The 21717-nt window shown below is 72.9% G+C and carries 19 protein-coding genes and 1 pseudogene; 11 read left to right on the top strand and 9 right to left on the bottom strand.

Features of this window, described 5'->3' with window-relative positions; all coding sequences use genetic code 11:
- Nucleotides 1-28: 28 nt before the first annotated feature.
- From IH80_RS0102280 to IH80_RS0102260, 5 genes are all read right to left on the bottom strand, one after another.
- Nucleotides 29-2011 carry a flavin monoamine oxidase family protein gene (locus tag IH80_RS0102280; RefSeq protein ID WP_234432087.1) on the bottom strand — a complete coding sequence of 661 codons (1983 nt, stop codon included), beginning with the start codon at nucleotides 2009-2011 and terminating at the stop codon, nucleotides 29-31.
- A 126-nt stretch (nucleotides 2012-2137) separates the two neighbouring features.
- A complete protein-coding gene (locus IH80_RS0102275) occupies nucleotides 2138-2875 on the bottom strand; it encodes a carbonic anhydrase (RefSeq protein ID WP_234432086.1) in 738 nt (245 codons plus the stop codon).
- A gap of 55 nt (nucleotides 2876-2930) precedes the next feature.
- Entirely contained in the window at nucleotides 2931-4829 is a 1899-nt protein-coding gene (locus IH80_RS0102270) for an ABC transporter ATP-binding protein (RefSeq protein WP_078906277.1), read from the bottom strand.
- Between the two features lie 448 nt (nucleotides 4830-5277).
- Nucleotides 5278-5715: a hypothetical protein gene (locus IH80_RS40570; protein ID WP_158943255.1), complete on the bottom strand. Its 438-nt coding sequence runs from the start codon at nucleotides 5713-5715 to the stop codon at nucleotides 5278-5280.
- Between the two features lie 152 nt (nucleotides 5716-5867).
- Nucleotides 5868-9029, bottom strand: coding sequence for an AfsR/SARP family transcriptional regulator (locus IH80_RS0102260; RefSeq protein WP_234432097.1), 3162 nt, complete (start codon nucleotides 9027-9029; stop codon nucleotides 5868-5870).
- Between the two features lie 258 nt (nucleotides 9030-9287).
- Here IH80_RS0102260 and IH80_RS0102255 point away from each other — a divergent pair, with 258 nt between their 5' ends.
- The 6 genes from IH80_RS0102255 (at nucleotide 9288) to IH80_RS0102230 (ending at nucleotide 14148) form a co-directional block, all read left to right on the top strand.
- Nucleotides 9288-9953 (top strand): M15 family metallopeptidase, encoded by a 666-nt coding sequence (locus IH80_RS0102255; RefSeq protein WP_030957196.1) that lies wholly within the window; start codon nucleotides 9288-9290, stop codon nucleotides 9951-9953.
- Nucleotides 9954-10101: 148 nt separating this feature from the next.
- Complete coding sequence (locus IH80_RS0102250) at nucleotides 10102-10584, top strand: RNA polymerase sigma factor (RefSeq protein WP_051808715.1); 483 nt, start codon at nucleotides 10102-10104, stop codon at nucleotides 10582-10584.
- An 84-nt stretch (nucleotides 10585-10668) separates the two neighbouring features.
- Entirely contained in the window at nucleotides 10669-11544 is an 876-nt protein-coding gene (locus IH80_RS0102245; RefSeq protein ID WP_030957194.1) for a C40 family peptidase, read from the top strand.
- A 68-nt stretch (nucleotides 11545-11612) separates the two neighbouring features.
- Nucleotides 11613-12386, top strand: coding sequence for a M23 family metallopeptidase (locus IH80_RS0102240; RefSeq protein WP_030957193.1), 774 nt, complete (start codon nucleotides 11613-11615; stop codon nucleotides 12384-12386).
- A complete protein-coding gene (locus IH80_RS0102235) occupies nucleotides 12380-12787 on the top strand; it encodes a hypothetical protein (protein ID WP_030957192.1) in 408 nt (135 codons plus the stop codon). Before IH80_RS0102240 ends, IH80_RS0102235 begins: the two co-directional genes overlap by 7 nt.
- 140 nt (nucleotides 12788-12927) lie before the next feature.
- A complete protein-coding gene (locus IH80_RS0102230) occupies nucleotides 12928-14148 on the top strand; it encodes a hypothetical protein (RefSeq protein WP_030957191.1) in 1221 nt (406 codons plus the stop codon).
- Between the two features lie 43 nt (nucleotides 14149-14191).
- Here the strand turns inward: IH80_RS0102230 and IH80_RS0102225 are convergent, their stop codons facing one another.
- From IH80_RS0102225 to IH80_RS0102210, 4 genes are all read right to left on the bottom strand, one after another.
- A complete protein-coding gene (locus IH80_RS0102225; RefSeq protein WP_037878631.1) occupies nucleotides 14192-15517 on the bottom strand; it encodes a cytochrome P450 in 1326 nt (441 codons plus the stop codon).
- A 130-nt stretch (nucleotides 15518-15647) separates the two neighbouring features.
- Complete coding sequence (locus IH80_RS0102220; protein ID WP_030957189.1) at nucleotides 15648-16661, bottom strand: saccharopine dehydrogenase family protein; 1014 nt, start codon at nucleotides 16659-16661, stop codon at nucleotides 15648-15650.
- A 111-nt stretch (nucleotides 16662-16772) separates the two neighbouring features.
- Complete coding sequence (locus tag IH80_RS0102215) at nucleotides 16773-17414, bottom strand: DUF305 domain-containing protein (RefSeq protein WP_030957188.1); 642 nt, start codon at nucleotides 17412-17414, stop codon at nucleotides 16773-16775.
- Nucleotides 17415-17536: 122 nt separating this feature from the next.
- Nucleotides 17537-17956 carry a DUF6153 family protein gene (locus tag IH80_RS0102210; protein ID WP_030957187.1) on the bottom strand — a complete coding sequence of 140 codons (420 nt, stop codon included), beginning with the start codon at nucleotides 17954-17956 and terminating at the stop codon, nucleotides 17537-17539.
- Nucleotides 17957-18306: 350 nt separating this feature from the next.
- Here IH80_RS0102210 and IH80_RS0102205 point away from each other — a divergent pair, with 350 nt between their 5' ends.
- The 5 genes and pseudogenes from IH80_RS0102205 (at nucleotide 18307) to IH80_RS0102185 (ending at nucleotide 21579) form a co-directional block, all read left to right on the top strand.
- Complete coding sequence (locus tag IH80_RS0102205) at nucleotides 18307-18657, top strand: MerR family transcriptional regulator (RefSeq protein WP_030957185.1); 351 nt, start codon at nucleotides 18307-18309, stop codon at nucleotides 18655-18657.
- Nucleotides 18658-18944: 287 nt separating this feature from the next.
- Nucleotides 18945-19148, top strand: coding sequence for a cold-shock protein (locus tag IH80_RS0102200; RefSeq protein WP_030957183.1), 204 nt, complete (start codon nucleotides 18945-18947; stop codon nucleotides 19146-19148).
- Nucleotides 19149-19402: 254 nt separating this feature from the next.
- Nucleotides 19403-20899: a DEAD/DEAH box helicase gene (locus IH80_RS0102195; RefSeq protein WP_030957181.1), complete on the top strand. Its 1497-nt coding sequence runs from the start codon at nucleotides 19403-19405 to the stop codon at nucleotides 20897-20899.
- A 45-nt stretch (nucleotides 20900-20944) separates the two neighbouring features.
- Nucleotides 20945-21211: pseudogene (locus tag IH80_RS0102190) on the top strand (hypothetical protein); the annotation flags it as partial.
- A 71-nt stretch (nucleotides 21212-21282) separates the two neighbouring features.
- Complete coding sequence (locus IH80_RS0102185) at nucleotides 21283-21579, top strand: SCO5918 family protein (RefSeq protein WP_030957179.1); 297 nt, start codon at nucleotides 21283-21285, stop codon at nucleotides 21577-21579.
- Nucleotides 21580-21717 lie beyond the last annotated feature (138 nt).

The raw sequence follows: 21717 nt of genomic DNA, 5'->3' as shown, positions 1-21717 counted from the left end.
GGCGGGCCCGGGCCGGCCGGGCCCGTGCTCACCCCGAGGTGTGGACCTCCAGCGCGGTGCGCACCGCGGACTCGAGGGCGCCCTCGATCCACGCCGGCTTGACGGAGGTGTGGCAGCCGGCGAAGTGCAGGTTCCCCTCGGGCCCGCGCACGTGCGGGAAGAGCTCGGTGTGCTGGCCCGGCAGCAGTACGGAGGCCTCCCCGTAGGCGTACGGGTCCCGCATCCAGGACTGGGTGCGGCCGACGCCCGTGTAGAACACCTCGATCCGCTGCCCGAACACCTCCTGGACGCCGGCCAGGGCGCGGGGGTAGCGCTCGTCGTCGTCGAGGGAGTCCCACTTCAGGGCGTCGTCCGACCAGCTGTAGGAGGCGAGCACGACCCCGCCCGGGCTGCCCTCGACGGGGTGGGAGGGCTGGAACATGAAGCGGTTGGGGTTGTCGGTGGCGGAGCCGCCGCCGATGACTCCGGCGGCCTCGGGCTGGTCGCGGCCGCGGCTGCGGCAGGCCGCGTAGTGCGCCCGCTGGGCACCGGAGATACCGCTGCGCGGTACGGAGGAGTGCGCGCCCAGCAGCGCGCCGTCCTCCGGGGTCCGCCCGAGCTGGTACTTGCGGTACAAGCCGGGCTGTACGGCTTCCAGTTCGCGCTTCCAGTCCGCCTCGTCGAACTCCCACCAGCGGCGGCTGAACTCCAGCAGCACCTTGGTGGCCGCGTCGTAGTGCAGTTCGGTGATCGCGCGGCGCTTGCCGTAGGAGAGCGCGGGGGTGACCGGGATGTGGCGCAGTCCGGAGAACGGGACGGTGATGATCGCGGCGTCGGCGGTGAAGGTCTCCCGCTGCACGGGGCGGCCGCCGCGGCCCTCGGAGACGGTGTCGACGGTGACCCCGCCCTCCCCGTGGGTGATCCGGGTGGCACGGCGGTCGAGCCGCACGATGTCCTCGACCCGGGCGTAGAGCGCGTCGGCCAGGGTGGCGGTGCCGCCGGGCAGTTCGAAGAAGGCGGTGTCGGGGCTGATGAGCGAGGCCCCGATGAAGCTGTGCACGAAGGCGAGGTGGAGCCGGGAGGTGAGGTTCTCGACGGTTCCGATCAGGTCGATCGTGCGCTCGTCGAGCTGCGCCTCCTCGGTGAGGTAGCGGTACATCGACATGTGGCCGTAGCGCTGGAAGATGCGGGCCCAGCCCTCGACGAGCGCCTTGTCCTTCTTGCCCTCGATCTCCCTGCGCACGGGGGCGAAGGCGTTCCGGACGATCTGCGCGGCGGGGATCCCCTCGTACGCCGCGGGCACCCCGAAGGAGCGGTTCAGGGTCTGTGGTGCGCGCGCGTAGTCGGCGCGGCGGACACGCACGCCGTTGACGAAGATCCAGGTGCGGTACGCGGGACGGCCGGAGCCGTCGACGTCGACGAGGTGGAAGCGCCTGCGCTTCAGGCCGAGACTGTCGATCAGGCCGGTGACCAGGGGGTGGCTGTCGGGGATCCGCATGGCGCCGGCCTCGGCGTACTGCTTGGGGTCGGCGAAGGCGGCGGGGGACTTCTCGTGTCCGCCGGTGCGGAAGGTCTTGATCCGGCCGCCGACGCGGTTGCCGTTGGCCTCGATGACCGTGACCTGGTGCCCGGCCCCGCGCAGCAGGTGGGCGGCGGTCAGGCCGGCCGGCCCTGCGCCGACGACCAGCACCTTCCTGCGGGGCATGCGGGAGCGCGGCAGGCCGTTCCTGAGGAGGATGTCCGCGTAACCGGGCACCAGGGGCTCGTCGTCGTCCCCCCGTACGAGGACGGCCCGCGCCACGGTGAGGCAGGTCTCCCAGTCGGGGCGCGCGGATCCGGACGGCACCTGCGGGGTGCCGGCGGACGCGGTGGCGACCGTGAGGGCGCCGGCTCCCGCGGCCACGGCCGCTCCGGCGGCTGCGATGACCGTGCGACGGGAGGGTCGGCGGGCGGGGTCCGCCGCGGGCCCGGAGTCGGGGTCGGTGCCGGGGCCTGCACCGGGGTCGGGCATCGGGGAAGAGTCGATGATCATGAGGTAACTGTCCCGGCCCCCGGGCGCCCCGGACGCCGAAAGCCGCCCCGCCCGTGAATGATCACCCGGACGTGCGGTCCGGCCCGCACGGCGCTGACGCACGGGCATTCGTACGTCGGCGTGCGCTCAGCGCACCAGCCGCACCCGCTGGCTGGTGAGTTCGTACCGGGCCCCGACCACGGCCAGCGTCCCGGCGGCGACCCGGGCGGCCATCTCGGGCTCCGCGGCCAGCCTCTCCCGTACCAGCCGTACGTTCGCGGTGATCGCGGCATCGATCCGCGCGGCTCCCGGCAGCCCGCGGTCGATGGCGGGGCGGATCTGGTCGACCAGGTACTGCATGTGCCCCGGGAGGGGAGGTCCGCCCTCCGCCGCCCGCACGGCCGCGCCGACGGCCCCGCACGACTGGTGCCCCAGGATGACGACGAGCGGGATGCGCAGCTCCAGGACGCCGTAGGTGATGCTCCCGAGGACCGCCTCGTCCAGGACCTCGCCCGCCGAGCGCACGGTCAGCAGATCACCGAGGCCCTGGTCGAAGACCAGCTCCGGCGGGACCCGGGAGTCGACGCAGCCGAGGACCACGGCGAACGGGTGCTGGCCGGCGACCAGAGTGCGCCGCACGGTCCGCGTCTGGTCGGGGTGCCGCTCGTGGTAGGTCCGCCAGCGCCCGTTCCCCGTCACCAGTTGGCGGAGCGCCGCTTCGGGGGTGGTGGGCCGCGATCCGGCCCCGCCCCCGGGCGGCGGGGCCATGGGCACCTGGGTGGAGCCGGCCACCAGCCCGGCCCCGACGGCGGCCACACCCGTCAGCACCGCCCGGGCCAGCCGGCGCCGTCCCGGGACCTCTCGACCTTCAGCTTCGACACTCACATCGGGACAAACTATGCATTTTCCATCGCCCGGTTCCGCAGGACACGTCCCCGTTTCAGTCGAGCCCGGAGCGCGCCCGGGTGACGGCGGCGGTGCCGGTCCAGGGGCGGGTGCCGGCGTGCGTGCCCCTGCCCGTGTCCGTGTCGCCGTCCGTGTCCGCGTCGGTGTCGTGCAGGAACCCTCCCGACTGGTGCTTCCACAGCTTCGCGTACGCGCCCCCGGTGGCGAGGAGCTCCTGGTGCGAGCCCTGTTCCACGATCCGGCCGCGGTCGAGGACGACCAGCCGGTCCATGGTGGCCACCGTGCTCAGCCGGTGTGCCACCACCAGGGCCGTCCGGCCCTCCATGAGCCGCCACAGCGCCTCCTGGACGAGGAGCTCGCTCTCGGAGTCCAGGGCGCTGGTCGCCTCGTCGAGCAGCAGGATCGGCGCGTCGCGCAGGACGGCCCGGGCGAGGGCGACCCGCTGGCGCTGTCCGCCGGACAGTTTGACGCCGCGTTCGCCCACCATGGTGTCGAATCCGTCCGGGAGCGCGTCGGCGAATTCGGTGACGTGCGCGGCCTCCGCCGCACGCCGGATCTCGGCCTCGGTGGCGCCCGGCCGGGCGAACGCGATGTTGTCCCGCAGCGTGCGGTGGAACATCGCCGGGTCCTGCGGGACGTAGGCGAGCCGACTGCGCAGGTCCGCCTGGCGCAGGCGGCTGATGTCCTGACCCCCGATCAGGATCCGGCCGCCGTCCACGTCCGTCATCCGCAGCAGCAGCCGGGTGAGCGTGGTCTTGCCGCCTCCGGAGCGGCCCACGAGACCGATCTTCGACCCCCCGGGCACGTCCAGTTCCAGGCCTTCGAAGAGCGGCCGCCCTCCACCGTGGGCGAAGTTCACCCGTTCGAACCGGACGCCCGAGCCCTCGGTCCGCAGCGGTTCCGGCGTCGCCGGGTCGAGCACCGTGGGCGGCTGCAGCAGCAGTTCGGTGAACTGCGCGGCCTCCGTCATCGAGCTCTCCAGACGGCGGTAGATCTGGTTGAACTCGAACATGATGCGGGTCGCGTTGGCGTAGTAGGTGAAGGCGACGATGATCGCCTCCACCCCGTGCTCGCCCGCGCCGAGGGCGACGGCGAGCACCAGGCCCAGCACGTTGGTCAGTACGGACAGCGGTGCGACCAGCGTGTCGATGCGCAGGTTGCCGTAGTCCCACGAACGCAGCGTCAGCCGCCGCGACTGCGCGACGCGCGAACGGTGTTCGGCCGCCTCACGGTCCTCGGCGGCGAACGCCCGGACCGTGTCCATGTTCATCAGGCTGTCGGCGACGTGCCCCGAGACACGGGCGATCGCCTCCTCGCGCTGGGCGACGAGCGTCTGGCGGCGGCGGATGAGGGGCGTGACGCAGACCGCCGTCAGGGTGATCAGCGTCAGCAGGCCGACCACGAGCATCGGGTCGTACTGCCACAGCACCACCGACGCGAAGAGCAGCGGTACGAAGCTGCCCATGACCGAGAAGGTCAGCGTGTCGACGAACTCCTCGAAGCGGGAGGCGAAACTCAGGACCCGTTTGGTCAGCGACCCGGCGAAGTTGTCGTGGAAGAACGCCGCGTCCTTCGCGAACAGCTCGTCCATGCCGATGACGTAGAGGTGCTCGATGCCGTGGGCGTCGAGGCGGTTCAGGCAGTGCAGCCCGATCCGCCAGAGCGTCTCGGCGAGCAGCAGCACCCCGGCGAAGCCGAGGACGTAGGGCAGCATCGCGTCGAAGCCGGAGCCGCCTCCCCCGGCGACCCGGCCGACGAGCTTCGCGACGATCAGTGGCGCGATGTAGAAGATGCCGATGTTGCCCAGCGCCGGGAGCAGCATGGCCGGGACGGTGACCCGGCGCAGGCGCGCCAGTTCCCGTCCGTAGTAGCGAAGTGCGAGGAGGACCGAACCCCTGCTCGGCATGTTTTCGTGCGCTTTTGGCGATCCCATCCCAAACCCTGTGTTGTCGGACCAGCAGGACAAGGGTCGGAGTGTCCCGTACGGGCGCGGGGGCGGTCCACGCGTTTTCCGGGCTTCCGGGACGGTGGCGATGCCTCGTCCCGGACACGACCGCGCCCCGGGCTTCCGTGCGGGACGGAGGCCTCGGGGAGTGGACCGCGAGGGGCCGGTGGGGTGGGCCGGTCAGCAGCTGCGGATGCCGGGGGCCGGGTCGGCACCCACGTTCACGTTGCCGGCCGTAGGGTGCGGCCCCGGCTGTCCCGGCGGTGCCGAGCAGGGAGAGAGCCGCGCCGAGCACCGGCCCCGTCGCCGCCGCCCGGTGGATCGCTTCGCCATCGTGTGCCCCTCTGTCATGAACGCGTGCTGTTCGGCTCCACGACGGACGGGGCGGTGCGTCCGTACGACCGCGTCGCGGGCCGCGTTCACGGATTCCTTCCGGTCAGAACGTGCAGTCGGCGACGTGTGCCAGGTGCTCGTCGCCCGTGATGTAGACGTTGTTCACCCAGCCCCACGGTCCGCTCGGCGATTCCACGTACGTCCACCACCGGCTGCTGTAACCCGAGTCGCTGACGAGCTCACCCTGCTTCTGGCAGTAGGCGGTCACGGTGGTCCGGGACACGGTCGCCACGACCTGGCAGTTCTGTCGGGAGGGAAAGGTCTTGCACCGTTCGAAGGGGATTCCCGAGTCGGCGTTGCGGACGTTGACTCCGGTCGCCCACACGTGGACCTTGGTGAAGTCCACCGCCACGGTCCCGGCAACTGCGGTCCGGACGGCCGCCGTCGGCTGCTCGGTCGCCGACGCGGTCGCGGGACCGGCCAGCGCCGCGGCGCCGGCGAGGAAGGCCGCGGTCAGGGCGCGGACCGTGCGTGGTGACATGTTCGTCATGGTGGAGGCCTCTTCCGGCAGTGGTCGCGGGCGGCGGGTGCCGCGCCGTTCACACCGGCGACGGGGAGTGGCCGCCTCTCGTATGAGTGCCGGTGGGTGCCGGTGCGTACCCGGGCCCGATTCCACGGCGTACGGTGGCTGCCTCAGCGCCCCGGGGCGCCCCCCGGCTCCGGGAGTTCCAGCGCTTCGCGGGTGCCGAGCCGGCGGAAGACCTCGTACGCCTCCTGCTCGCACTCGCGTGCCGTTCCGGTCCCGCCCTGGGCCAGTGCGGCGCGGGCCAGGTCCCGCAGGGTGCGGGCACGCCACAGCGGCAGCTGCAGCTTGTCCCACAGCCCGAGGGACTGTCGCAGGGTCTCGGTCGCCGTCTCCCAGTCGGACGCGGCGAGATGCCACTCGCCGAGGGTGCGCAGGACGAGGGCCTCGCCGAACATGTCCTGACGTTTGCGGGTGATCTCCAGACACCGGTCGAGCCGCTGCCGGGGCTCGGTCATCCGGCCCTGCCGGAACTCGGCCTTGGCCAGCGACAGGCCGGCGTACATGACGCCGTAGGCGTCGTCCGTCTCCTCGAAGATGGCGAGGGACTCCCGCAGCAGGGCCTCCGCGCCCGCCATGTCACCCCGCGCCCGGCGGCACAGGCCCAGTGAGCGCAGTGCGAGCGCCTCGCCGTGCCGGTCCCGGGCGGTGACGTACAGGCGGTGGGCGTGGGAGAGCGCCTCCCACGCCTCGTCGTCGCGGCCCTGCTCCCGGTGGACGTATCCGATGCCGTACAGCACATGGGCCATGGACGAGATGTCCTCCGCCTCCCGGTACTGTTCGAGCGCCGAGGTCAGCAGGGGCAGCGCCTCGTCGAAGCGGGCCTGTTCGCGGCGGGCGGCGCCCATCCCGGCCCGCGCGCCCGCGCTGCCGGTGCGTACGGACCGCTCCTCGAACAGGCGCAGCGCCCGGGCGAAGAACTCGTAAGCCTCGTCGAAGCGGTCCTGCTCCAGGCGGAGTTGACCCAGACCGTTCAGCAGCCAGGCCTCGCCCTCGACGTCCCCGCCCCGGCGTACCGCCGCCAGGGCCGCGTCGTGGGAACGGGACCATGCGTCGAACTGGTTGTAGAGGGCCGCGGAGGCGGCCATGAGGGTGGCGGCGAGTTCGCGGGCGGCGTCGAACATTCCGTGGTCCGCGCAGTGGATGACGGCGGCCAGCAGACACGGCTGCTCGGCGGCGAACCACGCGGCCGGTTCGTCCGTCAGGTGGGCCGACACCTCCGCCGGCGGGACCGGCCCGCCCGAGACCCGAGCCGGCCCTCCCGCGCCCCCTGCCGATCCGTCCGTGGCGGGGACGGGGAGGAGCCGGGACGCGCCGCCCGGCCCGTGGGCCGCCGCGATGCGGGCCATGGTCAGCCAGCGGTCGACCAGCCTGCGCACCGCCGTCTCCCGTTGCTCCCGGGGCTCGTCGGCCACACAGCGCTCGCGGGCGTACTCGCGCGCCAGGTCATGGATCCGGTAGCGCGTTCTGCCCGTCTCGTCGGTGCCCACGACCTCCACGAAGTGGCAGTCCACGAGTCGTTCGACCGCGTCCTCCGCATCGTCCTCGCGCACGTCCAGGAGCGGCCCGGCGACCCACGCGGCGAAGTCGGGCAGATCCATCAGCGCAAGGCGGCGCAGGGCGCGCTGCTCCTGCTCGTCCAGGTCGGCGTAGCCCATTCCGAGGCTCGCGCGCACCTCCAGGTCGCCCGCCTGCAGCTCGTCCAGCCGGCGGCGCTCGTCCCCCAGGCGCGTCACGAGCCGCGCCGGTGTCCAGTGGGGACGGGCGGCGAGACGGGCACCGGCGATCCGGACGGCGAGCGGAAGCCGGCCGCACAGTGCCACGATCTCGGCGGCCCGGTCGGGATCCAGCGCGGGCCGGGTCGGACCGGCCACGCGGGCCAGCAGGTCGAGCGCCTCCGCTTCGGACGGCACCCCCAGATCGAGGTGGGCGGCGCCCTCCAGCGCGACGAGCCGGCGACGGGCGGTGATCAGCACCGCCGAGCCGCCTCCCGGCGGGAGCAGCGGACGCAGCAGGGCCTCACTGACAGCGTTGTCGAGGACGAGCAGGACCCGGCGGCGCGTGATGTGCGTGCGGTACAGCCCGAGGAGGTCCTCCTCGTCCCGCGCCGGGGTCTCCGGGTCCACCCCGAGGGCACGCAGCAGTCTGGCCAGGGCGTCCGCGGTCCGTACCGGTTCGGAGTCCGAGGCACGCAGGTCCACGAAGAGCTGCCCGTCGGGGAAGAGCGCGGCGGTGCGGTGGCCCACGTGGACGGCCAGGGCCGTCTTGCCGGTGCCCGACCGGCCGGAGATCACCCCGATGGGCGGCGCGGTGCGCAGCGGGTCGCGCACCTTCTCGAGCAGAGCGGTCGCCCAGGCCGTCTGTTCGGTACGGCCTACGAAGTCGGCTGCGTCGGGCGGAAGTTGAGTGGGCACCGGATGACCTGTGCCGTCGAGGGACCGCTCGGTGCGGCGGGTTGCCGGGGCGTCCTCGTCGGGGCGCGGGAGAGCCACGGCAGGTGCGGGTCCGGGTCCCTTCCCCGCGGGCGCGGCCCTTCGGGCAGCGGGCGCTCCCAGCACCGTGGTGTCCGCCCGGAGCAGGGCCTGGTGCAGCGCACGCAGTTCCGGGCCGGGGTCCGCGCCCAGTTCCGTACGGAGCAGCCGGCGGCCCTCTTCGTAGCAGCGCAACGCGTCGGGCATCCGGCCGGTACGGAACAGGGCGGTCATCAGCTGGCCGCGCGGGCGTTCCCTGAGGGGGTGGGCGGCGACATGGGCGACGAGTTCGGAGACGAGATCCGTACGGCGGTCCAGGTCCAGTTCGGCGGAGAAGCGGAACTCCTGCGCCTCCAGCCGGAGTTCCGTCAGGCGCAGGGCCTCCACACGGGCGAAGGACTGACCGACCCCTTCCAGGGCGTCCCGGCCGCGCCACAGGCGCGACGCCGCTTGCAGGGTCTCGACGGCCTCTTCGGCCCGCCCTTCGACAGCCGCCCTCCGGCCGGCCGCGAACGCCTTCTCGAAACGACGGACGTCCACGGCGGCGGGCGGGAACTCGGCGACGTAACCCGGGGTGCGGGTACGGATGGCCTCCGCGCCCTCCGTACCGGCCAGGGCCCGGCGCAGTCCGGAGACGTGCGACGCGACGAGCGCCCGAGCGGTGGCGGGCGGCTCCTCCTCCCAGACCAGATCGACCAGCCGCTCGGCGGACAGCACCTCACCGAGGTGCACGACGAGGGCCGCGAGTATCGCGGTCGGCTTGGCGCCCTTCAGCGCGATCCGGTGTCCCCCGTTCAACACCTCGACCGGACCCAGAAGGCAAACGTCCACCGCGTCCCCCGATTCCACGTTCCGCATCCGGGGACAACGCCTCGGCCCCCACTGAGGTGTACGCCCCCACCGGGCCTCCGGTTTCACGGATCACCGATGTGGGGCACGGGTGACCGAAACCCATCCGCTCTGCCGGTGCAGGTGGCCCGTTCCCGGCGTTGCAGGCGTTGCAGGCGTCCTGCAGAGGATCTGCAGCGGTCCTGCAACGCCCGCCTCGACGCTGTGAGCGTGACGGACATCATCCTGCTCTCCGACCCCCGGGTCGCCGCCACGCGTGTCACCGAGAACGGTGAACCCCTGGTCGACGCCCGGGAGGTCGCCGCACTACGGGTCGACACGCGGCAGACCGACCACGACGGCTCGTACGCGCATCTGCGGGCCGACGTGCTGCGCCGGCTCCTGCTCGCCCAGGAAGCGCTGCCCCCGGGCATCCGCCTGCTGATGGTGGAGGGCTTCCGGCCGCCCGCCCTGCAGCGCCGCTACTTCGACGCGTACGCGGCGACACTGCGCACGGCACACCCGGACGCCGGACCGGACCGGATCCGCGAGATGGCCAGCGCGTACATCTCGCCCCCGGAGGTCGCCCCGCACGTCAGCGGCGGTGCGGTGGACCTGACGCTGTGCACGGACGACGGTGCCGAACTGCCCCTCGGCACGGCGGTCAACGCCACCCCCGAAGAGAGCGGGGGAGGCTGCCGCACCGCCGCGCTCAACGTCGGCGCCGAAGCCCGTGCCAACCGGGCGGCGATGGGCCGGGCCATGAGCGCCGCCGGGTTCGTCAACTACCCGACCGAGTGGTGGCACTGGTCGTACGGGGACCGGTACTGGGCGCTCCTGACCGATGCGCCGGCGGCCAAGTACGGTCCCGCCTCCCTGAGCCCCACGACAGACTGAGACAGCCGGATCCCGGGGGAACACCGTGGACAACACCTGCATCGCGACGCCGACCACGTCGCCCGAGACCTCCGACACCACGACGCCGAGCACGAGCGCGAGCACGAGCACGAGCGCGGTGACGAGCACGACGGCATTCCCCGACCACATGACCGCCGCCGAGTTCGACGAGGCGTTCACCGCCGTGATGCCCAGGCTGCGGCGCCGGCTGCTGGCGCTGACCGGCAATCCGCACGACGCCGACGACCTGCTGCAGGAGACGTACCTGAGGCTCTCCCGCCGGGCACGCGCCCACACCCTGACGCGTCAGCAGCAGCCGTACGCCTACACCTGCGCGGCGGCGCTGAACCTGCTGCGCGACCTGTGGCGGCACCCCTCGCGCCAGGAGCGCTGCACCGACCGGCTGCCGGAGCACGGATGGGACGGCGGCTTCGCCGGCAGGGAGGCCGAGGCGGCCACGGCCGCGCTGCTGCGCGGGCTGTCCCCCAAGGAGGCGGCGGCCGTGATCCTCGTCGACATCGAGGGCCTGACCCACGACATGGCGGGGGAACGGCTCGGAGCGCACCGCGGCACCGTGCAGCGCAACCGCATGCGCGGCCACGCCAAGATCCGCGCCTCGCTCGCCGCATAGGAACGGACGAGCCGGACCGGCTGCCGGACACCGCAGACCCGTACAGCACCTGCGCACATCGCGCCGACCACCCGAGGGGGAACCATGCACCGCGCCAACCGCACACTCGCGACGGCGGGAGGGCTGCTGCTCGCCACCGCTTTGACCTGTACCGGTACGGCGACGGCCGCCTCGTCGCCGGTCTCCTCGGCGGCCGTCGCCGCCGCCGACTGCCGTCCCCTGGCGAACGCGTCCGCCCAGGCGCAGGCGATCGTCAACGCCGCGTGTTCACAGATCGGGGTGCCGTACTCGTGGGGCGGCGGTTCCCTCCACGGGCCGACGTACGGCCAGGACTATCCCGGTGGCGGCCCCGGCGCCCATGACAGCCAGGTGAAGGGCTTCGACTGCTCGCACCTGGTGCAGTACGCGGCCTGGCAGGGAGCGGGGATCGCCCTGCCCGAGGGGACGTGGAACCAGGCCCGGTGGAGCGGCGCCACCGCCCGGTTCACCCCCGCCCAGGGGATCGCTCCGCTGCAGCCGGGCGATCTGGTGATGTGGGGGTCGGACCCTGCCAACCTCGGCAGCGTCCACCACATCGCCGTCTACCTCGGCAACGGCAGGATGGTCGAGGCCCGGGAGTCCGGAACGCTCGTGATGGTCAGCGACGTACGACTGAACTCCCAGTACGCGGGCGCCCTGCGCATCGCCGGCACCGAGCAGCCGCCCGCGAACACCAAACGGTTCATGACCTGGGGCACCCAGGTGGGCCTGCGTCCCGACCCCGGCACCCAGCGGCCTCCCGTGGGCCGGCTGCCCGGTCCCACGGCCGTGGACGTGCTCTGCCAGGTACACGGGGAGAGGGTCACCGCCGAGGGCTACACCAACGACGCCTGGTCGTACCTGCCCAAGTACAAGGCGTGGATCTCGAACATCTACATCGACGACCCGGCGGCCTGGCTGCCCGGGGTTCCCAACTGCTGACTCACAGCTTCCCTCACACCGCTCACACCGCTCACACCGCTCACACCGCTCACAGAGGAGACTCCGCCATGCGCACAATCAAGCGCACCAAGTCCATCGGCCTGCTCGTCGCCACGGCCGCCGCAGCCGGGCTGGTCCCGCTCGCCGCCGGCCAGGCCGCCGCCGCCCCGCCCGCCAAGGCCGCCGGCTACGCCGGTTCCTGCCCGGCGGCCGGCACGGTGACCCAGGGGTGGCACTCCGGCCACGACGGCGTCGACATCGCCAACGGCCGCGGTACGCCGATCCACTCGGCCGGGCCCGGCACCGTCATCGTCTCCGGCACCGCCAGCGGCTACGGCCAGTGGATCCGCATCAAGCACGACGACGGCACCGTCACCGAGTACGGCCACATGTACGAGCGTCTCGTCTCCGTGAACCAGCGGGTGAGCAGCGGTCAGCTGATCGCGCGCATGGGCTCCGAGGGCCAGTCCACCGGCCCGCACCTGCACTTCGAGGCGCACTCCTCCACGGCCAGCACCCGGGGCATGGACCCCGTCGCCTATCTGGCCGAGCGCGGGGTGGGCCTGCCGTGCACCCCGGGCAGCGGCACGCCCGGCACGAACTTCACCACCTGGGGCACGTCGGTCCGGGTGCGCGCCGACGCCCGGCTGAACGCGGCGGTCGTGCGCACGCTGACCGGGCCGACGCCGGTCTACGTGCAGTGCCAGAAGCGCGGCGATTCGGTCACCGCCGAGGGCTACACCAACGACGCCTGGTCCTACATCCCGGCGCTCGGCGGCTACGTATCCAACATCTACATCGACCACCCCGCCGCCTGGCTGCCGGGGGTGGGCACGTGCTGACCGCCGCCGGCGCCGGTGCGAAGGGAGCCGCGGCGGTGGCCCTGGCCGCCGCGCTGCTCCTCTCCCCCGGCTTCACCCCCTCCGCGCGGGCCGCCGACTCGGCGCCCTGCACGCCCGACCGGAACTACCCGGGCACGTTCCTGTGCCCGTTCTGGGGCTCGGACATCAATCTGCGATCCGCCCCCGATCCGGGGGCCCCGGTGACCGCCACGTCGCCCGCCGGTGGCCTGCTCAGGGTGCAGTGCCAGGTCAAGGGCGGGCGTGCGGCCTATGGCGACTACTGGCACACCTGGTGGGTCAAGACCCCGGCGGTGGGCATGGCCCGGTCCGCGTACATGAGCGAGATCTTCCTCGTCGGAGGCGGCAACGACGAGCCGGACTCGGGGCTGCCGACCTGCTGAACGACGGCCCGCACCGACCGGATGCCCCCGGGACCACGACCGGTCCCGGGGGATCCGGCGCCGCATCGCCGGCTCCACCGCCACCGCCACCTCCACCGCTACCTCCACTTCCCTCTCCCCCGATCCCGAGGACGAACATGATGACCTTGAACAGCGCACGGAGCGCGGTGCGGGCGGGTGTGCTGACCGCCGCCCTCGCCGCGCTCCTGTGCACCGCAGCGACCACCGAATCCGTCGCCTCCGCCGAGCCCCCCTCGGCGCGCCCGGCGGCGGTTCAAGCCGATGTGCCCGCCGGGGTGACGGCGGGCGTCGCCGTCTTCGACCGCCGCACCGGCACCTTCACCGAACAGCTGAACGCCTCCGCGCAGTTCAGGTCCGCGTCGGTGGTGAAGCTGCTGATCGCCCTGGACGTGCTCTGGAACCGCAGCCCCGACGCGCTGTCGGCCGCCGACCGGGCCCGGATCGACACCATGCTGCGCGGCAGCGACGACGCAGCCGCGAGCACCTTCTGGTCGAACAACGGCTCGGGGGCGATCGTCGACCGGATGGTCGCCCGGCTCGGCCTGACGGACACCGCCCGGCCGCCGTCCACCCACCCCGGCTACTGGGGCTACACGGCCCTCTCGGCCCGTGACACCGTGAAGATCTACCGCCATCTGCTGGACTCCGCCCCGGCGGCGACACGCGACTACGTCCTCGGCGACCTGCGGCAGTCCACCCGCTGCGCCACCGACGGGTACGACCAGCACTTCGGCATCGCCGGCTCCTTCAACCGCCCCTGGGCCGTCAAGCAGGGCTGGTCGGGCTTCAGTTCGGGCGGCTGCACGGCACCGGCCGCCGCGGCCGCGAAGACCGATGAGGCCGCGGAGGCCGCCGAGGCAGCCGAGGCAGCCGGGGAACCGGAGGGAACGGCTGCCCGGACGTCGACGGGCGCCGATGCCGTGGACCTCTCCCGTCCGGCACTGCACACGACGGGTCTGGTGGGCGAGGGCGACCGTGCCATCGTGGCGGTCTTCACCCTGCACCCCGGCGGAACGTCCTACGGCAAGGCCTACACGGACATCGGGCGGCTGACCCGTTCGCTGAACGTCCCCGGCGCCTCCCGCCCCGCCGGTACGTGGGTGGGCACCTGGGGCAGCGGGGTCCGGGTCCGCACCCAGGCGACGACCACCTCCGGCGCGATCACCACGCTGCCCGCCGGTGTCGAGGTCCTGGTCGGCTGCCAGAAGCGCGGGCAGCAGGTCAGCCAACCGCCCTACGTCAACGACTGGTGGGCCCAACTGCCGCAGTACGGCGGCTATATGACCAACATCTATCTCAGCGTGCCGGAGAACCAGGTGCCGGGAGTGCCGGTGTGCTGACCGGCTGACCGGCTGACCGACGGACTCGAGGCCCGGCGCGGGGTCACCGCCCCGCGAGGGTCGCGGGGGTCGGGCCGTCCGGGCGGACCGTGATGCCGTAGGCGGCCCCGGCCGGGACGCCGTGGAAGTGCGGGACGTGGGCGGGCAGCAGGAGTTCGAGGAGGGCGGTCGACTCCCGGAGGGCGAACTGCAGGCCCAGGCAGGCACGGGGGCCCAGGCCGAAGGGGGCGTAGCTGCCCGGGCGGGTGGGCCGCCGTCCCGGGGCCAGGAAGCGGTCCGGGTCGAAGCGGGCGGGGTCCTCCCAGGTCCCGGGGTCCCGGTGGGTGAGGTAGGGGCAGACCAGGACGTCGGTACCGGCCTCGATCGCATAGCCGGTGAGGACGTCGTCGGCGGCGGCGTGGCGGGGCAGGATCCAGGCGGACGGGTAGAAGCGCAGTGTTTCGTGGACGAGGGCCTGCACCGCCGCGCGCCGTTCGGGGGAGCCGTCCGGGCCCGCGGCGAGGGCCCGTTCCCGCGCGTGCGGGTTGCGGTCGAGCAGGAGGTGGAGCCAGGTCAGCGTGACCGCGGTGGTCTCGTGGCCGGCGACCAGCAGGGTGACGAGCTCGTCGCGGATCAGGCGGTCGGTGTACTCGGGAGAGGTTTCGGCCGCCTCCAGCAGGACGTGCAGCAGACCCGGGCCTTCGGGTCCCGCCCCGGCGGAGCGGGCGGTGGCGATGGCGCGGTTCGACAGGGCGTCGATCCGGGCCAGTTCACCGGCGACGGCCCCCCGCGCGGCGACGCTGTCGGCGGGCAGGCTGGGCAGCGCGGCGACCACGGCCGGCACGGCGGCCAGTTCCTCCTCCGTGCCCGGGTCCAGGGAATGTCCGGTCAGGGACCGCCAGATGGCGTCCAGGGCGAAGCGGCGCATCTCCTCGCCCACGTCGAGGACCTCTCCGTCGCGGGCGTACGCATCCCAGCGCGCCGCGGTGGTCCGGGCGGCCTCGGTGATCCGCCGTTCCCAGCGGCGCATGCCGCGGCCGGTGAACTGGGACTGGAGCAGTCGCCGTTGGCGTTGCCAGGCATCGCCGGTCGCGGCCAGGACGCCGTCGCCGATCAGCAGTCGGGCGCGGTGCGAGCGCTTCACGTACAGGTCGGGCCGCAGTGCGAGGACGTGCTGGACGGCTTCGGGGGCGGTGACCAGGACGGTGGGGTGCGGGCCGAGCCGGAGGGCGGCGACGCCGCCGAGTCGCGCGTGGGCCCGGGCGAACAGGTCGATGAGCTCCCCTTCCCCGGCCTGCCAGTCCCGCACGAGGGCGGGATCCAGCTCCGGGACGGGACGGACCGCCCTGGAGGGGATCGGGAGGGGGCCGGGGCGGGCGTGGGTGGCCACGGGTCTGCTCCTGTTCGGCGGCTGTGCGTCGTCACGGACCGGTTTCGGCATCACGCACTGTAGGGGAGCGAACGCGCCGGGCGACAGCCCGCTTCCGGCCCCGCGCGCGGAGCCGGAGGCGCGCCGACGATCAGGGGCGGGGCGGGACGGCGCGCTGCCAGACGGAGAGTCCGTGGGCGACGAGGGTCTCCGGGAGGCCTGCCAGGGAGGGCAGTTGCTCGATGTGGTGGACCCCCGGGGGCGCGGAGCCGGTGAGCAGTTCCCGGGTGACGTACGACGCGACCAGCGCGGTGACCCGGCTCTGCTCCCGTCCGGTGACGGCGCAGGCGGCGTGGAGGTCACCGCGCCGGGCGTCGGCCCGGACGGCGAAGCCGTCGCCGCCGAGGTGGACCCGGCTGAAGGCGGCCGTCAGGGTCCGGCGCACGGCGGGCCGGCGGGCGGCCGCCCGCAGCCCGAACAGGGCGGCGGTCAGCGGTCTGGAGTCCAGGCACAGCCGGGTGGTCACCTGTTCCACGCCGAGCGTGGCGGGCAGCGTGTGCTGGTCGGAGAAGGGAAACGGGCGCGCGGTGCGCATGCCGTGGCCGGGCAGGGTGGTCCGCAGCGGAGCCCCGTGCGGCGGGTCGGCCAGGCCCTCGACCGTCCAGCGCACGGCGTCGGCGCCGTGCCGCTCGCCGGCGCCCAGCAGCACCGTGAGGTCGATGCGCTCGGCGCCGCCCACGGCTTCGTGCGCCCGGCGGGCGAGGAGGTTGGTCAGGCCGGGGGCGACACCCACGCTGAGGACGGCCGTGGCCCCGGCGCCGGCCGCCAGGTCGTGCAGGTCCGCCACCCCGTCGAGCAGCCGTCTGGTGGCACCGATGTCCACGAGGTGCACGCCGCGTTCCAGGCAGACGCGTGCGACGCGGGTGTCGGGCGGCTCCACGCACAGGACGACGGCCGCGATGTCGCCCAGTTCCGCGAGCGTGCGCCGGAAGGCGTCCGGATCGGTGACGTCGGCGCGCACGCCGCCGAGCCTGCGCGCTCGGGCCCCGTCGCGTCCGGCGACGACGACCCGTCCGGGGAACCAACCGTCGAGTGCGCGGACCACTGTCGCGCCGACGGCGCCGTACCCGCCGACGACCAGGATCCTGTTCGGTTTCGGTTGCATGTGTGCCGTACCCCCATCGGAAAATGAACGGTTTCGGAAAGAACGCGCGGTACGGGCCGGACCGGGCCGGGGCGCTCGTGCGCGCCCCGGACCGGTCCGGCCGCGGACGGGTCAGCTCCTGCCGAGGAGCTTGTTCATCCGGGCGATCTCGGCCGACTGGGTGGTGATGATCGCCTCCGCCATGGCCTTGGCTGCCGGGAAGGCGCCCTGCGCCTGTTCCGTCTTCGCCATCGCCACCGCGCCTTCGTGGTGCTCGATCATCAGCTCCATGAACGCGGTGTCGAACGCCGCGCCCGAGGCGTTCTTCAGTCCGTCCATCTGATCCGCGGTCATCATCCCGGCCGTGCCGTGCGCGGAGTGGTCCATGGCGCCCTCGGCGGGCACCTGCTCACCCCAGGAGGTCAGCCACCCGGACAGGGTCTTGATCTCGGGGTCCTGTGCCTTCCTGATGTCCTCGGCGAGCTTCTTCACCTCCGCCGACCGGGCACGGGAGGGGGCCAGGTCGGCCATCTCCACGGCCTGGCGGTGGTGGGGGATCATCCCCTTGGCGAAGACGGCGTCCGCCGCGTTGTGCTGCCCCTGGCCGACCGGGGCCGAGGCCGGGGCGGACGGGGAGGCCGAGGCGGACGGGGCGGCGTGGCCGTCGTGCGCGCTCGTGGTGTCGCCGCCACCGCAGGCGGCGAGCACGAGGGCGGCCGCGCCCGCCGAGACGACGGCGGCGGCGCGACGGGAGAGGGAACGCGTGCTGGTCATGAGGGTGCTGCTCCTTGATCCGCGGCCCGTTTACGGGGGCGCGGGAAGAACGGATGGAGAGGTGCCCGGGGCACGGCCGACCGCCCGGCGGGTGCCGGGTGGGACGGGCCGCGCGGGCGGCTCTAGATCCGCAGCAGCTGCAGTTCGGCCAGATCGGGGGGAGCACGGGCGCCGACCGCGGCGACCCGCTCGGAGGCGTCCGCCGGGAACACCGCCGGGAGGCCGCCGAGCGCTTCCGCGAGTGCGGGGGGCGCGTACGCCGAGGCGACTCCGGTGGCGGCGCAGGTGGCGTCCGCGTGCCCGGAATGACCCGAGCCGCCGGCGGGGTGCGAGCAGTCCTCGCCCGCATGCCCGGCGGCGGGAGCCCCGTGGTGCCCGGCCGTCGCGTGGTGGGCGCCCGCGGGCACGGCAGCACGGGCCGGGGCCGGACCGAGGGCGTGCATGCCCAGGATCCCGGTCAGCACCGCAAGGACCAGCACCAGCAGCCCCGTACCGCGCGCCGAGGGGCGCCGGTGCGTCGGGCGGCAGGTGCGGAGGGTCACGGGAGCATCGTACGGCCCGCGGCGCCGGGGCGGGCGAGGCGGAGCCGAGCGTCGTGTTGAGCGTGGTGGCCAGTTTTTCCGGCCCTCGATGGACCTTGATCGTTGCCGGGGGGGGATTACCGCACCGTCGGACATGCGGAAATCTGATTTAGCCGGAGTAGACATTGTGTGGTGACCCGGTTACGATTTCTTTCGTAGCCCATAGAGTCAATGGCCCTGCCTCTTTGAAGTCGAGTGGACGGAAAAAGAAGGCCGACTCGGAACCGGCGTCGAAAGATCGTATGTAAGTTGCTTCGGGGCCCCGGTGGTACGGCGCCGGGGCCCTTCCGCATGTTCCAGATCGAGGTGCAATGACAGCAGAGAATCCGACAGGCCCGCTCGGCGGGCACCTGGACGACGACGACTACCCCGCCTACACCATGGGCCGCGCCGCCGAGATGCTCGGCACCACACCGGGCTTCCTCCGTGCCATCGGCGAAGCGCGCCTGATCACGCCGCTCCGCTCCGAGGGCGGCCATCGCCGCTACTCCCGATACCAGCTGCGCGTCGCAGCCCGCGCACGGGAGCTCGTCGACCAGGGCACCCCCGTCGAGGCGGCCTGCCGCATCATCATCCTCGAGGACCAGCTCGAGGAGGCCCAGCGCCTCAACGACGAGTACCGCCGGGCCGCCGGGCCGTCCGGGCCGCCGGCGGCGGACTGAGCCGGGAAGGCCCGCCGGCCCCGGTGGTACCTGCGCCCGCGCGCCGCCCATATCTGTCGCGGCGGGGCAAGGATTTAGCGGTCCACGCGGAGAGGCTTTTTGCTGCGGCGGCCAGGGTGAATTGATTTCACGTACGCGACCCGCTACGGCGTGCTATTGTCGATCTCGGTTGCAGTTGTGGTTCCCGTATTCACATTTCCGGGTTGATTTCCGGCCGGGGCATCATCGCGGCGACACGGCGTCCGTCCACTGCGGACGCCGCTGTACTGCCCCAAAGGAGATTTGACATGGCATCCGGTACCGTTAAATGGTTCAACGCGGCAAAGGGTTTCGGCTTCATCGAGCAGGATGGTGGCGGCGCCGACGTGTTCGCCCACTTCTCGAACATCGCCGCACACGGCTTCCGTGAGCTGACCGAAGGCCAGAAGGTCACCTTCGACGTCGCGCAGGGCCAGAAGGGCCCGACGGCCGAGAACATCGTTCCCGCCTGACGCTCACGCACCATTTGTAGCTGGGGCCCGCATCCCTCGGGGTGCGGGCCCCAGCTGCGGACATGCCTCCGCAGTCGTTCACCTGCGGCTTGCATCCACTGAGGGCACCCCGATCCGTGCCCGCGCCGACGCACGCACGTTCTCTGCTGCCCAGGCTCGATCTCGCATTCCATTCGGTCCGTTCTTGTGATTCCCCGCGATGTCCTTCCGCGGCGGAAATTCCTTGATGCGTGCCGTATCAAGGAAGGTTCTGAATGAACCCCACACGTACCAAAAACCGTTCGTCCCGCAACCGAAGCCGCACCAGCGGTGCAGCTTTCGCGCCTGCCGGCGGCTCGGGCCGGGGCAGTCGCTTCGGTTCGCCCGCCCCGAGCCGTTCGGGCGGCCCCCGCCGGCGGTCCGCCCCGGCACAGGGTGAATTCGCCCTGCCGAAAACGATCACTCCCGCGCTGCCGGCCGTCGACGCGTTCGCGCACCTCGACATGCCCGCCGAGCTGCTCGCAGCGCTCACCGCTCAAGGGGTCTCCGTCCCGTTCCCGATCCAGGGGGCGACCCTCCCGAACACTCTGGCGGGCCGTGACGTCCTGGGCCGCGGCCGAACCGGATCCGGCAAGACGCTGGCCTTCGGTCTTGCGCTGCTGGCAGGCACCGCCGGGCAACGCGCCGAGCCCCGTCGGCCGCGGGCTCTGATCCTGGTCCCGACCCGTGAGCTCGCCCAGCAGGTCACCGACGCCCTCGCCCCCTACGCCCGTGCGGTCAAGCTGCGTATGGCGACCGTCGTCGGCGGCATGCCGATCGGCAGGCAGGCGAGTGCGCTGCGCGGCGGCTCCGAGGTCGTCGTCGCCACCCCCGGTCGGCTCAAGGACCTCATCGACCGCGGCGACTGCCGGCTGGACCAGGTCGCGATCACCGTCCTGGACGAGGCAGACCAGATGGCCGACATGGGCTTCATGCCCCAGGTCACCGCCCTCCTGGACCAGGTCCGCTCCGAGGGCCAGCGGATGCTCTTCTCCGCCACCCTCGACCGCAATGTCGACCTGCTGGTCCGTCGCTACCTCTCCGACCCGGTCGTGCACTCCGTGGACCCCTCGCAGGGCGCGGTGACCACGATGGAGCACCACGTCCTGCACGTCCAGGGCGCCGACAAGCACCGGATGACGACGGAGATCGCGGCACGCGACGGCCGGGTGATCATGTTCCTCGACACCAAGCACGCCGTGGACCGCCTCACCCAGGACCTCCTCAGCAGCGGAGTACGCGCGGCCGGCCTGCACGGCGGCAAGTCGCAGCCCCAGCGCACCCGCACCCTGGCCCACTTCAAGGCGGGACACGTCACCGTCCTGGTCGCCACCAACGTCGCCGCCCGCGGCATCCACGTCGACAACCTCGACCTCGTCGTCAACGTGGACCCGCCGACCGACCACAAGGACTACCTCCACCGCGGCGGCCGTACCGCCCGCGCCGGGGAGTCGGGCAGCGTCGTCACCCTCGTCACCCCGAACCAGCGCCGTGACATGACCCGCCTCATGGCCGCTGCCGGCATCACCCCGCAGACCACCCGGGTCAGCTCCGGTGAGGCGGCGCTGAGCAGGATCACCGGAGCCCAGGCCCCCTCCGGTGTCCCCGTGGTCATCACCGCCCCGGCATCCGAACGGCCCGCGCGCGGCACGGCCTCCCGGGGCCGGCGCGGCTCCGCTTCGGCCGCCCGGCGCGCGGGCGGCCGCCGGAGCTCCATCGGCACGGCGGCCTGACACCACGTGATCCGGACACTGACCCATCTCTGCAGGAGGCACCTATTGACGCTGGTCCAGATGCAACCCCGCGCGGCCGTCGCCGGCTCCGGGCACCGGACGGCGGACGACGCCCCGGAGACCGCCTACCCCCAGGTCTCGGACGACATGACGGTGGAAGTGGCCCTGTCCGTCATGGCCAGCGCCCAGGCGCGCCATCTCCGGGTCTGCGACGACGACGGCCTGTGCACGCGGCTGGTGACCCCGGCCCAGCTCGCCGCCGTCCGTGACGGTGACGCGTACACGGACCGGATCCGGCTCCGCGACGTCCTCGCCCTCGCGCACTGACGGCTTTCTTCCCCCCTGCGGCACGACCGTCCCGCTCCTTCTCCCTGTGAGGTCCCATGCGCTGCGTCATCGCCCGTTTCCCGTTCGATCTCACCAAGAGCGGCGTCCTGGAATCGATGAAGGGCATCAAACCCGAGCCGGTCCTCGGCGCGTCCGTGACCGTCGGCCGCCGCACCTACCCCGTCAAGCAGGTCGGCCAGGTCATCACCCGCCAGGACCGCCGCGACTTCAGCGCCGGCGAAGTCGTCCGCGCGATGACCCAGCTCGGGTTCACCTGCCACGGCATTCCCCGGGCCGCCGCGCCCGCGCGCCCCCTCACCCCCCTGCAGCAGGCATCCGCGTTGCTCGGCTGAGGAACGCCGACCACCCGGACTTCCCGCGCCGCCGGGTGCTGAACTCCCGCGGAGGGCGGGGCGGGCTCTTCACCGACGCGTCCCGGGCGGCCTGAACCACCAGATCGAGCACCATCTCTTCCCGAGCATGCGAGCCCG

Source organism: Streptomyces sp. NRRL S-378 (assembly GCF_000720645.1).
Taxonomy (GTDB): domain Bacteria; phylum Actinomycetota; class Actinomycetes; order Streptomycetales; family Streptomycetaceae; genus Streptomyces.
This window is presented reverse-complemented; position numbering and strand designations above follow the sequence as displayed.

Coding starts and splice junctions, on each gene's coding strand:
- IH80_RS0102250 (WP_051808715.1), top strand. CDS start 10,102: ATGACCGCCGCCGAGTTCGACGAGGCGTTCACCGCCGTGATGCCCAGG.
- IH80_RS0102280 (WP_234432087.1), bottom strand. CDS start 2,011: ATGATCATCGACTCTTCCCCGATGCCCGACCCCGGTGCAGGCCCCGGC.
- IH80_RS0102270 (WP_078906277.1), bottom strand. CDS start 4,829: ATGGGATCGCCAAAAGCGCACGAAAACATGCCGAGCAGGGGTTCGGTC.
- IH80_RS0102240 (WP_030957193.1), top strand. CDS start 11,613: ATGCGCACAATCAAGCGCACCAAGTCCATCGGCCTGCTCGTCGCCACG.
- IH80_RS40570 (WP_158943255.1), bottom strand. CDS start 5,715: ATGTCACCACGCACGGTCCGCGCCCTGACCGCGGCCTTCCTCGCCGGC.
- IH80_RS0102205 (WP_030957185.1), top strand. CDS start 18,307: ATGACAGCAGAGAATCCGACAGGCCCGCTCGGCGGGCACCTGGACGAC.
- IH80_RS0102220 (WP_030957189.1), bottom strand. CDS start 16,661: ATGCAACCGAAACCGAACAGGATCCTGGTCGTCGGCGGGTACGGCGCC.
- IH80_RS0102215 (WP_030957188.1), bottom strand. CDS start 17,414: ATGACCAGCACGCGTTCCCTCTCCCGTCGCGCCGCCGCCGTCGTCTCG.
- IH80_RS0102230 (WP_030957191.1), top strand. CDS start 12,928: ATGACCTTGAACAGCGCACGGAGCGCGGTGCGGGCGGGTGTGCTGACC.
- IH80_RS0102245 (WP_030957194.1), top strand. CDS start 10,669: ATGCACCGCGCCAACCGCACACTCGCGACGGCGGGAGGGCTGCTGCTC.
- IH80_RS0102185 (WP_030957179.1), top strand. CDS start 21,283: ATGCGCTGCGTCATCGCCCGTTTCCCGTTCGATCTCACCAAGAGCGGC.
- IH80_RS0102200 (WP_030957183.1), top strand. CDS start 18,945: ATGGCATCCGGTACCGTTAAATGGTTCAACGCGGCAAAGGGTTTCGGC.
- IH80_RS0102195 (WP_030957181.1), top strand. CDS start 19,403: ATGAACCCCACACGTACCAAAAACCGTTCGTCCCGCAACCGAAGCCGC.